At 34.7% G+C, this 14,735-nt stretch carries 15 protein-coding genes; 4 read left to right on the top strand and 11 right to left on the bottom strand.

Annotated elements, in window-relative coordinates; genetic code table 11:
* Window positions 1-99 precede the first annotated feature (99 nt).
* Together IR213_RS05315 and IR213_RS05310 are read right to left on the bottom strand one after the other, a co-directional pair.
* On the bottom strand, window positions 100-2,061 hold the full coding sequence (locus IR213_RS05315) for a DEAD/DEAH box helicase (protein WP_194311275.1): 1,962 nt from the start codon (window positions 2,059-2,061) through the stop codon (window positions 100-102).
* A gap of 100 nt (window positions 2,062-2,161) precedes the next feature.
* Window positions 2,162-2,734, bottom strand: a complete 573-nt coding sequence (locus IR213_RS05310) for a non-canonical purine NTP diphosphatase (protein WP_194311274.1) — start codon at window positions 2,732-2,734, stop codon at window positions 2,162-2,164.
* Window positions 2,735-2,973: 239 nt separating this feature from the next.
* Between IR213_RS05310 and IR213_RS05305 the strand changes: the two genes are divergently transcribed.
* Entirely contained in the window at window positions 2,974-3,417 is a 444-nt protein-coding gene (locus IR213_RS05305; RefSeq protein WP_194311273.1) for a hypothetical protein, read from the top strand.
* Window positions 3,418-4,433: 1,016 nt separating this feature from the next.
* Here the strand turns inward: IR213_RS05305 and IR213_RS05300 are convergent.
* The gene (locus tag IR213_RS05300) at window positions 4,434-5,210 is read right to left on the bottom strand and encodes an NYN domain-containing protein (protein WP_194311272.1); all 777 of its coding nucleotides are present in this window, start codon (window positions 5,208-5,210) and stop codon (window positions 4,434-4,436) included.
* A 276-nt stretch (window positions 5,211-5,486) separates the two neighbouring features.
* On the opposite strand from IR213_RS05300, the gene IR213_RS05295 reads away from it, so the two are divergent.
* Both IR213_RS05295 and IR213_RS05290 read left to right on the top strand, forming a co-directional pair.
* A complete protein-coding gene (locus IR213_RS05295; RefSeq protein WP_194311271.1) occupies window positions 5,487-6,749 on the top strand; it encodes an aminotransferase class I/II-fold pyridoxal phosphate-dependent enzyme in 1,263 nt (420 codons plus the stop codon).
* An 88-nt stretch (window positions 6,750-6,837) separates the two neighbouring features.
* Window positions 6,838-7,278 (top strand): helix-turn-helix domain-containing protein, encoded by a 441-nt coding sequence (locus IR213_RS05290; protein ID WP_194311270.1) that lies wholly within the window; start codon window positions 6,838-6,840, stop codon window positions 7,276-7,278.
* Window positions 7,279-7,397: 119 nt separating this feature from the next.
* On the opposite strand, the gene IR213_RS05285 is transcribed toward IR213_RS05290, so the two are convergent.
* From IR213_RS05285 to IR213_RS05255, 7 genes are all read right to left on the bottom strand, one after another.
* A complete protein-coding gene (locus tag IR213_RS05285) occupies window positions 7,398-8,249 on the bottom strand; it encodes a hypothetical protein (protein WP_194311269.1) in 852 nt (283 codons plus the stop codon).
* Window positions 8,224-9,225: a type IV toxin-antitoxin system AbiEi family antitoxin gene (locus tag IR213_RS05280; RefSeq protein ID WP_194311268.1), complete on the bottom strand. Its 1,002-nt coding sequence runs from the start codon at window positions 9,223-9,225 to the stop codon at window positions 8,224-8,226. The genes IR213_RS05285 and IR213_RS05280 overlap by 26 nt, the downstream gene beginning before the upstream one ends.
* A gap of 606 nt (window positions 9,226-9,831) precedes the next feature.
* A complete protein-coding gene (locus IR213_RS05275; protein WP_194311267.1) occupies window positions 9,832-10,443 on the bottom strand; it encodes a hypothetical protein in 612 nt (203 codons plus the stop codon).
* 41 nt (window positions 10,444-10,484) lie between these two features.
* Window positions 10,485-11,081, bottom strand: coding sequence for a hypothetical protein (locus IR213_RS05270; protein WP_194311266.1), 597 nt, complete (start codon window positions 11,079-11,081; stop codon window positions 10,485-10,487).
* A 209-nt stretch (window positions 11,082-11,290) separates the two neighbouring features.
* Entirely contained in the window at window positions 11,291-12,244 is a 954-nt protein-coding gene (locus IR213_RS05265) for a HipA domain-containing protein (RefSeq protein ID WP_194311265.1), read from the bottom strand.
* Window positions 12,237-12,569, bottom strand: coding sequence for a HipA N-terminal domain-containing protein (locus IR213_RS05260; RefSeq protein WP_194311264.1), 333 nt, complete (start codon window positions 12,567-12,569; stop codon window positions 12,237-12,239). Before IR213_RS05260 ends, IR213_RS05265 begins: the two co-directional genes overlap by 8 nt.
* 5 nt (window positions 12,570-12,574) lie before the next feature.
* The gene (locus tag IR213_RS05255; RefSeq protein WP_194311340.1) at window positions 12,575-12,793 is read right to left on the bottom strand and encodes a helix-turn-helix domain-containing protein; all 219 of its coding nucleotides are present in this window, start codon (window positions 12,791-12,793) and stop codon (window positions 12,575-12,577) included.
* A 387-nt stretch (window positions 12,794-13,180) separates the two neighbouring features.
* Here IR213_RS05255 and IR213_RS05250 point away from each other — a divergent pair, with 387 nt between their 5' ends.
* A complete protein-coding gene (locus IR213_RS05250; protein ID WP_228479098.1) occupies window positions 13,181-13,921 on the top strand; it encodes a DUF4372 domain-containing protein in 741 nt (246 codons plus the stop codon).
* Window positions 13,922-13,994: 73 nt separating this feature from the next.
* On the opposite strand, the gene istB is transcribed toward IR213_RS05250, so the two are convergent.
* Window positions 13,995-14,732: an IS21-like element helper ATPase IstB gene (gene istB / locus IR213_RS05245; RefSeq protein ID WP_194311263.1), complete on the bottom strand. Its 738-nt coding sequence runs from the start codon at window positions 14,730-14,732 to the stop codon at window positions 13,995-13,997.
* Between the last annotated feature and the right edge of the window lie 3 nt (window positions 14,733-14,735).

The raw sequence follows: 14,735 nt of genomic DNA, 5'->3' as shown, positions 1-14,735 counted from the left end.
TTTTGTAGTTTCAATATAATTATAAGAAAATTAACAAATGAATTAATTTTCAATACCATAATTCCCCCCTCGTTTGGAGAGGGGGGCTAGGGTGAGGATTTAACTTCTTCTTGGTCTTCTTTCTCTTGGTGCGTCACCAAAACTTTCAGAACGTCTTGCTGGTCTTTCTGAAGAACCACCGTCACGTCTTGGAGCTTCTGAGGATCTTGGAGCTCTATCAGAGAAACCGCCAGTTCTTGGAGCTGATGCGCTTCTTGGTCCAAAACCACCTTCACGTGGAGCAGAACTTCTGTCGCTTCTAAATCCTCCGCCAGAACCTTCACGTCTTGGGGCAAAGTTTCCTTCTCTTCTTGGGGCTGAACCTCTGTCACCACCTGAACGACCTCCGCCAAAACCACCGGAACTTCTTCCGTTATGGTCGCGTCTTCCGCCACCGTCATTTTTAGAAATTTCCACATTGATACGACGTCCTTCTAATTGTACGTTGTTTAATATTTCCATTACTTTATCAGTATGTTCTGGGTCTGTGTTAAAGAAAGAGAAACCTTCTTTTACATCTACTTTGAAAACGTCATCACGACCTAAGTCTAATGTTTCTTTCAAATAATCTTTCAAGGTCATCCAGTCGAAGTTGTCTCTGGAACCAATGTTCACAAAGTATCTTGTGGCACCACCATTGTTATTTTCTCTTGGGGCACCATCTCTGTCATCACGCTCTCTTCTTTCAGAACCTGAAGATTGAGAAGAAAGGTCTCTAGTTTTTTTGTAGTAATTGATGAAACGGTTAAATTCAACAGAAACCATTTTCTTAATCAATTCTTCTTTCGATAATCCTTCTAATACATTGTTGATAGCAGGAAGGTAGTTGTCAATTTCGTGATCAACTTCAGTATCTTTAATCTTGTTCGCTAAGTGCAACAATTGGATCTCGCAGATTTCGATTCCGGATGGAATTGTTTTTTCTTCGAATTTCTGTTTGATAATTCTTTCGATAGAAGAGATCTTACGAATTTCACTTTTGGTTACAATGACGATAGAAGTACCCAATTTTCCAGCACGACCAGTACGGCCTGAACGGTGATTGTAAGTTTCTATTTCGTCAGGTAACTGATAGTTTACTACGTGAGTAATATTATCAACGTCAATTCCACGAGCAGCCACATCAGTAGCGACAAGCATTTGGATTTGGCGACCTCTAAAAGATTTCATTACACCATCGCGCTGTGCCTGAGATAAATCTCCGTGCAAAGCGGCAGCGCTGTAACCATCTTCAATTAATTTTTCGGCAACAGCTTGTGTATCACGTTTCGTTCTACAAAAAACTACTGAGAAAATGTCTGGATTAGCATCGGCCAATCGTTTTAAAGCTTCGTAACGGTCACGGGCATTTACTAAGTAAAATTCGTGTGAAACCGTTGCTGAACCTGAGTTCTTAGCGCCAACAGTTATTTCTAACGGATTGTGCATAAATTGTTTCGCAATTCGGGCAACTTCTGCCGGCATTGTAGCCGAGAATAACCAAGTGCTTTTTTCGTCCGGAGTTGTTGAAAGGATATTTACGATGTCTTCGTAGAAACCCATATTCAACATTTCATCTGCTTCGTCAAGGATACAATAATTAATCTGGGTAATGTTTACCAATCCTCGGTTAATCATGTCCTGCATTCTACCTGGAGTAGCCACAATGATTTGTGCGCCTCTTTTGATGTCTCTAGCCTGTTCTGTAATACTCGCACCACCATAAACTGCCACTACATTAATACCTTTTTCGTATTTTGAGTAGTTTTTAATCTCGTTTGTAATCTGCAAACATAGTTCGCGGGTAGGTGATAAAATTAACGCCTGTGTATTTCTGTTGTTGGCATCAATTTTTTGAATGACTGGAAAACCAAAAGCTGCCGTTTTCCCTGTCCCTGTCTGAGCCAACGCAACTAAATCAATGTCTTGTTCCAATAATAGGGGAATCGCTTTCTCCTGTACTTCGGTCGGATTCTCAAATCCTAGATCGATAATCGCACGTTGTAGCGATTCACTCAATCCTAATTGTTCAAATTTATTCATATATGTTTTTAAAATTTGGTGCAAAAATACTGCTAATAAACGAGATAATCTAATGGAAAATTCAGATTTAATATTTTATTGTTATTTGAAAATCAATTAGTTAGTTTTTTAAGAATGCAATTAGTTGTTCCGTTGCCTTACCTCGATGGCTAATTCTCCCTTTTTCTTCGAGTGAAAGTTGCGCAAAAGTAACCTCGTAACCCTCAGGTTTGAAGATGGGATCGTATCCAAAACCTTGATTTCCTGTTTTTTCCAATGTGATTTTACCTTTTGCAATTCCTGTAAAAAGATACTGTTTCCCGTTTAGGTTTAAGGCGATTACGGTCTTGAATTGGGCATTTCTGTTGGGTTCATTAGATAAAGCATTTAATAATTTATTCATATTGTCTTCAGAACTGCGCTGTTCGCCGGCATATCGAGCTGAGTATACGCCTGGTTCGCCGTTTAAGGCTTCCACTTCCAGCCCGGTGTCATCAGCAAAGCAATCGTAGCCGTAGTTGTAAGTGACATAATTGGCTTTCATGATGGCATTTTCTTCGATAGTAGCTGCCGTTTCCGGAATTTCTTCGAAACAACCGATGCTTTCCAAACTGATAATCTCAATAGTTGAAGGGAGCATATGTTGGACTTCGAGTATTTTATTTTTGTTGTTGGTGGCAAAAACGAGTTTCATTTTTTGTTTCAGAATTGATGAATGACAAAGATACACTCTTTTAAAAATAGAGCGTTATATGTGATTTTTAATTGAAAAATTATCAAGATGTTTCTCTTAGGAATGAGATTTCTTTCGGGATTTAATTAAAATTTTAAGTTTTAACTTATTATTCATCAGTGTTGTGAGTAGATAAGCAGACGTAGTTTTTGTTTATGAATTTTTTGCTTATTATTGTACGCTAACCAATATTCAAAATAATGAAAAAAATAAGTATACTATTTGTTTCGGCATTAACTTTAGTAATGATTTTTACTTCTTGCACTAAAGATGATAGCGGATCTGTGGATCTGAATTTAATTGGTGGGAAATGGGTTTTTAACAAATCAACAGCAACTTCCATTGGGATTACAATTCCTTACTCAACATCTTATTTTAAAAATGAGGATGGATGTAATAAAGACTATATTGATTTTTTAACTGGAGGTGCTGTGAAATACGGTGACTATTCATTGAATTGTGTATTTAATGGAAGGGATGGGACTTGGACACAAAGCGGAAATACCGTAACAATTAATGTCACCAGTTCTAGTTTTAATGGAACTTTTAATGTTGCAAGCCTGAATACTACCGAATTAATATTAAAAATTGATGGAACATACGGAGGAAAATCAGGTACATTTAATCTGTATTTTACAAGATGATAATTTAGGAAGCGGATTGTTTTTTATTAAACCTGCGGCAAATTGCATGGGTATTGACTTATCGCATACAATATAGTTATTCCAAAAAGAAATAGTTTTAAAGGAGATAAATAAAATTTCATAATTTATTGTTAAAGTATTGATATTGTTTATTTTACAATAAAAATATTTGTACATTTGAATGTGGTTTTGATTAATTACTTGAGTATATCAATCTGAACAGAGAAGGTTATTCAATAGTCAGCGGTACCGTAAGGTAGAAGTTGATAATGGTAAATCAAAATCTACAATTGGAGGCCTATAAACGGCCTCCTTTTTTTTTAGGTGGCTGTTGATTAGATAGTTGAATGATGTAATTATTATTTTTATATTTTAAATGAAGCACTTATTTTTTTATAAAATATTTTGAATTTCACTGGTTCAAATGCATTATTTATAATTCTAAAAATAGCAGCGTTAATGTGTTGTTAAAGCATTTAATTTAAGTTAGTTATGTAAAAATAATTTGTACATTTGAATGTGGTTTTGATTAATTACTTGAGAATGTCTATTTCATATTGGAATAGTGCAACTCATAATCGGCCATATCAGTAACGGTATGAGTCAATAATGGTAAATCAGAATTTACGATTGGAGGTCTGTAAAAAGGCCTCCTTTTTTGTTTATATATAACTTGTAATTTGGAAGTAGCGTTCAGAAATTTTTTGGTTTTTTCTATTCGAATTAAAAAGCCTATTATAAATAAAATAATTTGAATTTCAATGGTTCAAATACATTATTCGTAATTCATAAAACAGTAGTGTTAATACGTTGTTAAAGTGTTGAAATATAAATGATTGAATAAAAATAAATTGTACATTTGAGTGTGGTTTTGATTAATTACTTGAGTATACAATCTGCATAAGAAAGGTTATTCAATAGTCAGCTGCCGTAAGGTGTGAAGTTGATAATGGTAAATCAAAATCTACGATTGGAGGTCTGTAAAAAGGCCTCCTTTTTTTATTTTTAACTTATTTCTAACTATAACGTAGCCTCACAAAAACGTGTTTGATTCCTTTTTTGTCTGATTCTCTTTCGTCGATTTCTAGAATATCAGATAGCGATTTTAGCATTGGCGTCAATTTTGAAAAGCCGTAATTTCGAGGGTCGAATTCGGGTTTTTTCTTTACAATAAGGTTTCCTACGTCGCCAAGAAAAGCCCAGCCATCTTCATCGCCAATTGCTTCTAATGTGTCTTCTATAAGTTCTATGGTTTGATTGTCAATTTTGTTTACAACTTCCTTTTCAACTGGTTTTTTAGAATCTGTGGCAGGAGTTATAGTGCGTTTTGGTAATTTCTTTTTGATGGCGCCGTCCAGAACTTCTATATAAATGAATCTGTCGCAGGCAACAATAAAGGAATTGGGTGTTTTCTTTTCGCCAATGCCAATGACTTTCATTCCGGATTCTCTCAGTCGGATGGCCAATCGTGTGAAATCACTGTCGCTAGAAACGATACAAAATCCATCAACTTTATCAGAATACAACAAATCCATCGCATCGATTATCATCGCGGAATCGGAAGAGTTTTTACCAACAGTATAGCTGTATTGTTGAATGGGCGTTATTGCGTGTTCCAATAAAACACTTTTCCAACCCCCGGCATTTGGTTTAGTCCAATCGGCATAAATACGTTTTGTGGTTGGTGTTCCATATTTTGCTATTTCCTCCATCATTCCTTTTACATTACTATAAGGAACGTTATCTGCATCAATAAGGACGGCGAGTTTTAATTCTTGGGTATCTTGTGACATATTTAAATTCTAATATTCTTTCAAATATACAAAGTTTATTGTGAAATCAATTGTCTAGCCCAGATAGAAATGGAAATCCTTTTTTTGAAAAAAGCTATTTTTTCCTGACTTTGCTGAACGACTAAAGGAAGTTCCTGCAAAGTCTTGGAAAAAAAGATTTTATGAAAAAAGATTAAATGGAGAGCTGGAAATTGCTCCTAAAAAAGATTTGATAAGACAGATAAAATATTTAATTTTGCAACTTCTTAAAATTAATAGTAGCACTTGATTTATATTATGGTAAAAGATTTATTTGAAAGAATTCAAAACAATAAGGGGCCATTAGGGAAATGGGCTTCACAGGCTGAAGGTTATTTTGTTTTTCCAAAGTTGGAAGGTGAATTAGGACCAAGAATGCAGTTTCAGGGGAAAGACATTTTGAACTGGAGTTTGAACGATTATTTAGGTTTGGCAAATCATCCGGAGGTACGTAAAGCCGATGCTGAAGCAGCTATTGCTTATGGTGCTGCTTACCCAATGGGTGCGAGAATGATGTCTGGTCATACAAAATATCACGAACAATTAGAACAAGAATTAGCTGCTTTTGTCATGAAAGAATCTGCTTATTTGTTGAATTTTGGCTATCAGGGAATGGTGTCTATCATTGATGCTTTGGTTACCAGAAATGATGTAATCGTTTATGATGTGGATGCGCACGCTTGTATTATTGATGGCGTTCGTTTGCATAGCGGAAAACGTTTTACGTACAAGCACAACGACATTGCAAGTATGGAGAAAAACCTGCAACGTGCTACAAAACTTGCTACTGAACTTGGCGGAGGTATTCTTTTTATTACCGAAGGTGTTTTTGGGATGCGTGGTCAACAAGGTAAGTTGAAAGAAATCGTAGAAATGAAAAAGAAATACAATTTCCGTCTTTTGGTTGATGATGCGCACGGTTTTGGGACACTTGGGAAAACAGGTGCCGGAGCAGGCGAGGAGCAAGGTGTTCAAGATGATATTGATGTTTATTTTTCTACGTTTGCAAAATCGATGGCGAATATCGGAGCTTTTGTGGCTGCCGATACAGCAATTATCGATTATTTAAAATACAACTTGCGTTCGCAAATGTTTGCCAAAGCGTTGCCAATGATTCAAACCATTGGTTCTTTGAAGCGTTTGGAATTATTGCGTGATAACCCGGGATTGAAAGATAAATTATGGGAGAATGTAAATGCTTTGCAAGGTGGTTTGAGAAGTAAAGGATTTAATATTGGAGATACAAATACTTGTGTTACACCAGTTTATCTTGAAGGAAGTGTGCCGGAAGCTATGATTATGGTAAATGATTTGAGAGAGAATTATGGAATTTTTCTTTCAATAGTTATCTATCCTGTAATTCCAAAAGGGATGATTTTATTACGCGTTATCCCAACCGCTCCTCATACATTAGCTGATATTGATGAAACGCTAACGGCTTTTGAAGCTATTCGCGAGAAACTGGAAAACGGGACTTATAAAGAAATTGCCAGTAGAACTAAAGTTGATTTGGATGCTTAATTTTTAGGATTCAGTTCGTCACTATAAAAAAATCCATTCATTTTTTAGACTGCCCCCAAAAAGTTAGACACTATTTGGGGGTATTTTTATGGAAAGAAAAGTCAAGTATGATTATGCATTTAAGCTTGAATGCGTAAAATTAGTTTTAGAGAAACATTATTCTTGTAATTATGTTTCAACACAAAAAGGCCTAAATGAATCTAACATTCGTAAATGTGTGGGATTTTATAGGCAATATGGCGATATTGGTTTGTTGCCAAGAAAGAACCAAAGCTATTCTGTTAATTTTATATTGAAAGTATTAAAGGCAATTGATAAAGACTTGCTGTCTTTGAGAGATTCAAGTATAAAATTTAATATCCCTGATTCTGGTATTATTGTTAAATGGAAGAAAGATTTTGCTAATTTTGGTTTAGTAGGCTTACTAACTACTGAAAACTATCGAAACCTTGATAATAGGCCATTATGCCTGAATTACTACTCTGATGCTTTTTCAGTAAAAACCGATGAAGTCCTAATCAAGCGATAAGTCGTTAACTTTTATTGCCGCGTAGGTTCACTTCATCGGTTGGGTTGTTGATTTAAAATTACAAATTTATTGCTTTGACAAAACTAAAGGATTGCCCTTGATGTTTATAACGGAATGGTTTATTCTAAATATCCAGTTTTTATCTGTTCTAATAGGACTAAATTATCTTCGATAGTATTTTCATAAAATTCAGCCATAATTTTGGCTATTTCAATGTCCTTATTATTTGTACTGACTTCCAATAAATCCTTCAATCTATTGTGCAGTATTTCATTGCGTTTAGCAATTTTGTTAATCTCTCTTCCCATTACTCTAGCGGCGATTAAATGTAATTCGAAAGCATTTTCGCCAAAAAGGTCATTGTGGTTCTCAAAGATTTCCTCTGCGTACATATCGAAAAAATGTTTTAAGATATTACTCACATCTTTTATGTCATCCCTTCTGATTTCAGGTCGGTCTTGCCAAGCAACTAATTTTAAAATCACTATTCCTGGAAGTGTACAGAATTTGAATTTGTGTATTTCTTCCAGTTCCACTACTGGCAAACCCTCATCATAGATTTCTTTGAATCCGGGCATATTGAGACTTGTCAACCCACTACCTTCAATGGTAACCCCCGCATTCTTGTCTTCAATTTCACCGAACGGAAGCAAATCCACTTGTATGAAACCTTTCCAAACCAAGACAAAAGCATTCCCCTTATATGGTGAAAAACCTTCCACTTCGATTAAGTACTTTTTCAAATTATCATAGGTTCCTTTGTCATCAATAAAAACAGCAAAATCAATATCTCCCGTGATTCTGCTAGGTGGAATATCATTAATGGCACTCATCCAAAGATCTCGAGCTACTGCACCAACCAAATAGAAGTCAATATCAAATTTGTTTAAACCTCTTTCCAATGCTGAAAGCATTTCAGAAAGTTGAGGTTGCTGGCGTAACTGTTTAAAATTTATCTTGTAGGTACTCATCGTATATTTTTTGTGCTGTTTCGGTGCATCTTCTATCACCTTTATTTATTAAATCTGTATATGCCAATAATGGATGAACTACATTATTATTTACATCTTCATTTTCCCAGAACTTTTTAAAAATTTTTACATTTCCATTGATGTCAGGAACTAGACGATAATTTTTCATTAAATCCCCTCTGGTTTCTGTTGTATAGATTGTCAACTCTTCAGGGCGTAAATAATTTGTAAATACATCACCTGCTGGTTCTCCTCCCCAGCAAGTTTTACCGTTTTGTAGTTGCAGCTTTTTCCAATTGTAGAAATCATCTTCTTTTAGAAAACGAAATGTTCCAATTGTTAGTGTTGGTTTTAGGCGTTTTTCATATTCCATTATCCATTTTTCTAGCAGCTTCTTTTTATTCTCCAATTTATAGTGCTCTTTGTTTAGCTGTAATAGGTATCCTTCTTGTTTCAAACCAGTAAAGATGTTATTTACATTCCCAATTCCGGTATTGGTTTCTTCAGCAATTTGTCTGTAGGTATAATTAATCCACTCTTCGTTTATCAGGAATTGATACACCACTTTTAAACCTGTTTTTGTAAAGGCCCTATTAGTTGTTTTATCTTTGATTTCAATGGGATTATTAGCTTCTATCCATAAAAATAACCCTTCCTCTTTTAGGTAAATATTTCCATTCGCTTCTAAATAGGCAATATTTCTATTGCGGAGTTCCTCTTTTATTTTAGGGAATATTCTTTGCGCCACCACAATAAACGGATGATATTCTTTGGCTAGTTCTTCTATTTTCTCGAGATGAATAGTTCTTATTTCGGTTTTTATATCCGTAAAAAGGCGGATTGTATGGTTCTCTATTTCTAGTTTGAGTTCCCCATCAATCCTGTCTTGACCTACCGCATCCTTCCATTTTCCAATGATATTTGCTTTTGTTTGGATGTTATTTAATGCGTTGTGAATTATCTCTTGCGGGTTCATTGTTCACTTATTTTTAACGTTCACGGAAACGTGAACAGGTTTTATTTGTGAACAAAAGTAATATATTATATTACTAAAGTTGCAAAATATGTTATAAAGTTGCAAAATATGTTACATTCAATTTTTTTACTGAATGCAATAATTCATATTATAACTCCAAGTGCAATGTATTGTATATTATGTATTTAGTTTAATAATTGAAAAATATTTCTACCCAAGGGTTACCTTTTTGTTTTTTCCGTATTTATTAGTAACACCATTTTTTGCGAACCCCTGCTGGCTTTTTTTGTTTTTGTAAACGCTTTGTTTTCAATATGTGGACTTGAATAATTTCTGCTATTTTGTCGCAAAAATAGGAGATATTTGCGACAAAAGAATTGCTTTAATTGTAACAAAAAGAGTAAAAATTTGTTACAAAAAGTATATGGTTAAATTAGCAGGTTTTTTTGATAAACCAAAAATCTGCATAATAAACTTGATAGCTTTATTATGCAGATTTTAGTTTATTGTCATCTAAGCCAGTTACTTGCATTTGTTTAACAGAATATAATTATTTACCTTTTTAAAATCGTTATTTATCACGTTTCAAAAAATCCCCTATTATTTTTAAGATTGTGGGGATCCGTAAAGAATTATATCTGAAATCAAGTACCTCAACTTATCTTTTAGGTCATAGTCGATATCCAATTCCTCGGCTTTATTACACATTTCCAAAAGTTGTGAAAAATGATTAATGTCATTGTCAATTTTTGGTTTAAAAATGTCTGATAGTTTTTTGATTACTGTAAATGCACTTCGGGGATGGTCTATTTTAGCTTTTATTTTCATCCTCAATTCATCAGGCGTTTTAATCGACTTTACATCATATAATTCTTTTATGAAATTATCACTTGTGTTTAGAATATTATTAACTCCTAATAAACTTGTAAAAACATTTTCAGGCTTTGTGGTGTGCGAGATTATAAGTTTAGGGTTTTCAAATTTTGATGATTTTGGAAATAAATAAAAACCTTGTTTCTCAATTTGTCCCACATTAATGATGTTTACAAAATTTAAAGAACCTTGTCCCAAATCATTAGTGGTGACTTTCGCAGCAATCGAAACTTTTCCAAACGATCCTGCATCCTTTAAAAATTTTTCTGCAACAATTATTTCTAATTTAGATTCATTAAGTGACGCACTTTTAATTTTGTACTCAGTACCTTTATTTTTTTTCATATTGTTATGAAAAATTAACATTGATACCACAAAAGTAAAATCTACACCGTATTCAAAATATTTATTAATGTTATACCTCTCAGATAATTTAATCCTTCATTTTCAACCAATCTGTAACTTCTATGTTTGTTGTAATTATCTGAGCTGTTTGCCAATTCTTTAAAATATTCAACATTTTGTCTTGCCAAATCAGCCAATCCAATTTTAAATAAGTTGTTTGCGTATTTTGTCATAACATATTCATCTAGAAAGGTGTTTTTCGAGTCATAAATGGCAATAGCACTCATTCCTTTCTTCAGCTCATCAATTACAACATATTCATCAAAATGAAAATTTATTGACTTTTCATTTTTACCTTCAATTGCTTTTTCACTCTGAAAAACATTGACATCTTTACTCTGTGCCAAGATATTATGCCTTTTATAGTTTTTGTTAAAGTATGCTACACGGTTGAATAACGTGTCAATATTGTCAATAGAAATTATTTCGTCTTTGACATTTTCAAAATCAAAAACTTTATAGATTTCTGATCTATAAGGATGGTCGGATATCAATTCACAAAGTTTTTCAACTTTTATTTTCCCTGTGCTGTTTTCGGCGTCAAACACTAACGTTTTTTGTATAAATTTATCTTCCATAATTTACTTTTCTTTTTTTATTCCTTTAAATTTTTCGGGCTTGAATTTTTAACTTATTCTAAGACTTTAGGGTGTGGACTTGGGTAGATACACAACCTCTTGTTTTCGATTTTCATACACTATCTATGGCTTTGGGTAGGATTTGAGGTACTGTAAAGTACTGTTGCCCCAACTTTCGTGGAGTAAAATTAACCAAAAAAAGGATGCGTTTATTCCCGCTGGAACAAGGTGTGGTATCTTTCTTCCATCAGGGTTTTGTATTTCTCTTTGTACTCTTCCGATAAGAATGAATTATTGATCCATTTGATGGCTACGGGTTTACTTTTTTGGAACCGCTTCGCAATTCCTTTTATTTGTTTTTCGTTAAGTCCAAGGTTGATGCCTAATTTTTCAAAATTTTCCCATTGTAGTTTTTTCTTTTTGCCTTCTAATGTTAGGGCCAGTTCCTCGGTGTCATCCGGGTTTACTATGGCTACGTTTAATAAATCATAGGCTGGAGCCAATGTCCAGATATCGCCGGAATAGATCATTGAGAAGTTTTTCAGGTGCATATCATTGTTTCCGGTGAGGAAACTGAAAACACCCAATTCCAGAAAATACAATTTGTCTAACAGGGTGTTATCCGAATATTCATTTATGGCTTTGCCGACCTTTTCCATTGAGCTTTTGTATTTATCAAAGGCTTCCGTAATCTGGAACATATCGAGCATGTGGATTTTCTCTCCGGTATCTGTTCGGTCGATGCGTTTGGTGATGTAGGACAGTTCGCCCGATTGCAATCGGATCAAGCTTGACTTTACGGTATTGATTCCGAAAGCTTCGGCAATGCGCATAGTTAAGTGCTCGTTTTCGGGCATTTCCGGAAACTGGTCGGATGGTGGTTTGAAAATATAATTTCCTCCCAAGGCTCCCACAACGGTAAGACGCCCTTTGTTTCCGTCCTGCAGAGAGTCATTCACGATGGAAAGGGATAGTTTGGGTTGTACGCCTGGAACTGCCACACTTCGTTCCACCACATTTTTGGCCAATTCCGCCATTTGTTTTAGTGAATGTTCGAATACCGGTGGTTGTTTGGTACCAAAAAACTCTAGGCTGCACTGCTCGTGGAAGTCACCAGCACTATTGTCCTCCAATGGTTCATAGCAATATAGACACTTACTCATTTTCGTTTGGTATTGGTTGTACACTAACTGCTCCGATGCAATTTTGGCAGCAGGCCAGGAGCAAGCCCATTCGGTCGCTAGGATTTATTTTCCAGTTTTTGGACGCAATATCCAATAGCCATCCTTCCGGAATCAAGCCTTCAAAAAAAGAAAATAATCGTTTTTCGGTATAGGTATTTGATCGTACCGGCATCGTCAAGCTGATGCTTTCTTTGGGATGTTCCATCACATACTTTTTATCGTATTCGAAGGTGTATTCCCCGTCGTCCGTTTCCGTGAGGATGCCCGCCAGAAATTCTTTATAATATACAGCTGCTTTTCTCATTTTATTTAATCGTCATTTTTGGATAATTCTCTCGCATTCATCGGAGCCAAGGTATGCCCAAACATTTTGAGTACCTGATTTACCTTCTCAAGGTTAAGGTTTTCCTTGCCTTGTTCTATTTTTCGAATGACAGTAAGTGCTACTCCGGCACGTTCTGCAAAGGCTTCCTGGGTGAGTTTTACTTCGTTTCTTTTCTCTTTTACAAAATCGGCTAATGTCTTCATCGTTATATGCTTTTGCATTGATTTTAAGCAAATATAGTAAATTATATGTAAAAGCATATAATTTGTTTAAATAAAATACATTTATATGTAAAAGCATATAGATATTCTTTAGTTCTATTTCCGATACAGAGTGACATTTATGTTTATAAATGCCATTTATACCATTGTAAGACATACGGAACAGTAGCTTGTTTTAAATGATTAGTTTAAGTGTAATCTTTGTCTGGAATTCAATCGAAAGGTGTTGCAACAGGATGATGATTGAGGAAATTTGAAACATTTATTATTTTTTAATCATTGTTGTCCGATAAAAGTAAATAAAAAAGAAGCCATAAAAATGGCTTCTCAATTAAAATCGTAATTTGGTTTTGCAAAAGACAAAAAACGATGAGTAAAAGTAATTATTTTTCCAGTAAATCTGTTTTCGGACAGCTGATTTCTTTAATTGACGATAAAATTATAAAAGATGCGGTCAAAAAGAGCGATTCAGATAGATATGTAAAGCGTTTTAAGAGTAAAGACCATCTGATAAGTATGCTATTTTGTTCTTTTGCCAAGTGTAATTCACTTCGAGAAGTATCTGGAGCAATGCTTGGATTGTCTGGTAAAACAGAAAGTTTTCAGTTGAGTCATATTCCAAAACGAAGCACTTTATCAGATGCAAACAAGAATAGAAAGATTGATTTTTTTGAAGATATCTATAATAAGTTGTTGTTCGAGTATGGTTCGGTTTTGTCGGACAGCCGAATTCAAGATGTTCTAAAAAAGCAGGTTAAAATAGTCGATAGCACAACAATTAGTTTGTTTAAAGATATTTTGAGTAGTGTTGGAAGAAAGTCAAAAGAGGGTAAAAGAAAAGGCGGAATTAAAGTTCATACGGTAATTAATGCAGATGAAAAAGTGCCAAGTTTAGTGTGGTTTAGCCCAGCGAGTACTCACGACCATAATTTTTTAGAAAAGCTAAAATGCGATGACAATACCATTTATGTTTTTGATAAGGGTTATAATGATTACAAGGCTTTCAAGCATTTTACAGACAAAGAAACAGGATTTGTAACTCGAATTGCAAATTCCAGTGATATTGACCACCTGATTCCAATTCAAAATGAGCACCCAATTTCGGAGTAAATTGACCACCCCTGTTTTCCATTAAAAACTACTTTTTTTCATCTGTCGATTAATATTCAAATATACTCAAAAATTATACCTTGTTTAGACTTTTTTTCTTCCGCATCGATTCTCCGAGAAGTTCAATTCTATGCGATTGATGTATGAGTCTGTCCAAAATGGCATCGGCTATGGTTTTTTCGCCAATTATGTCGTACCAACCCTGTACCGGGATTTGAGAAGTAACGATAATTGAACCGTTATTATGCCTGTCCTCGATGATTTCTAAAAGTGTAATTCGGTTATGACTATCAAGAGCTTGGAGACCAAAATCATCAAGAATAATAACATCTTGCCGTTCTATTTTGGCAAGTTCTCGTAAATAGGAACCATCGGCTTTAGCCATTTTTAATTTGGCAAATAATTTTGAAGTGTTAAAATAACTCACTTTAAAACCCTGTATGCAGGCTTGATAACCTAATGCGGTTCCTAAATAACTCTTGCCTACACCTGTGCTTCCTGTAATTAAAATGTTTTCATTTTTTTCTACAAACTCACATTCGGCAAGGCGTAACACTAAGGTTCGTTCCAGATTTCGAGAAGAATCAAAGCTTATGTTTTCGATGTTTGACTTGTAATGGAATCGGGCGTTCTTGATGCTTCGCTCAATGCGCCTGTTGTGCCTTTCATCCCATTCGGCATCGATAATCATTGACACAAACTGATCGAGTGTGTAATGGTCTGTTTTACCGCTTTCGATAGCGGTTTTAAAAGCATTATGCATTCCATAAAGCTTCATTTGTTTCATTTTGGTTACTGTGGATTCATTCATATT

This window comes from Flavobacterium soyangense (assembly GCF_015277675.1).
Lineage (GTDB): Bacteria > Bacteroidota > Bacteroidia > Flavobacteriales > Flavobacteriaceae > Flavobacterium > Flavobacterium soyangense.
This window is presented reverse-complemented; position numbering and strand designations above follow the sequence as displayed.

Coding starts and splice junctions, on each gene's coding strand:
- IR213_RS05315 (WP_194311275.1), bottom strand. CDS start 2,061: ATGAATAAATTTGAACAATTAGGATTGAGTGAATCGCTACAACGTGCG.
- IR213_RS05310 (WP_194311274.1), bottom strand. CDS start 2,734: ATGAAACTCGTTTTTGCCACCAACAACAAAAATAAAATACTCGAAGTC.
- IR213_RS05295 (WP_194311271.1), top strand. CDS start 5,487: ATGGTAAAAGATTTATTTGAAAGAATTCAAAACAATAAGGGGCCATTA.
- IR213_RS05285 (WP_194311269.1), bottom strand. CDS start 8,249: ATGAGTACCTACAAGATAAATTTTAAACAGTTACGCCAGCAACCTCAA.
- IR213_RS05300 (WP_194311272.1), bottom strand. CDS start 5,210: ATGTCACAAGATACCCAAGAATTAAAACTCGCCGTCCTTATTGATGCA.
- IR213_RS05290 (WP_194311270.1), top strand. CDS start 6,838: ATGGAAAGAAAAGTCAAGTATGATTATGCATTTAAGCTTGAATGCGTA.
- IR213_RS05265 (WP_194311265.1), bottom strand. CDS start 12,244: ATGAGTAAGTGTCTATATTGCTATGAACCATTGGAGGACAATAGTGCT.
- IR213_RS05255 (WP_194311340.1), bottom strand. CDS start 12,793: ATGAAGACATTAGCCGATTTTGTAAAAGAGAAAAGAAACGAAGTAAAA.
- IR213_RS05260 (WP_194311264.1), bottom strand. CDS start 12,569: ATGAGAAAAGCAGCTGTATATTATAAAGAATTTCTGGCGGGCATCCTC.
- istB (WP_194311263.1), bottom strand. CDS start 14,732: ATGAATGAATCCACAGTAACCAAAATGAAACAAATGAAGCTTTATGGA.
- IR213_RS05275 (WP_194311267.1), bottom strand. CDS start 10,443: ATGAAAAAAAATAAAGGTACTGAGTACAAAATTAAAAGTGCGTCACTT.
- IR213_RS05305 (WP_194311273.1), top strand. CDS start 2,974: ATGAAAAAAATAAGTATACTATTTGTTTCGGCATTAACTTTAGTAATG.
- IR213_RS05280 (WP_194311268.1), bottom strand. CDS start 9,225: ATGAACCCGCAAGAGATAATTCACAACGCATTAAATAACATCCAAACA.
- IR213_RS05250 (WP_228479098.1), top strand. CDS start 13,181: ATGAGTAAAAGTAATTATTTTTCCAGTAAATCTGTTTTCGGACAGCTG.
- IR213_RS05270 (WP_194311266.1), bottom strand. CDS start 11,081: ATGGAAGATAAATTTATACAAAAAACGTTAGTGTTTGACGCCGAAAAC.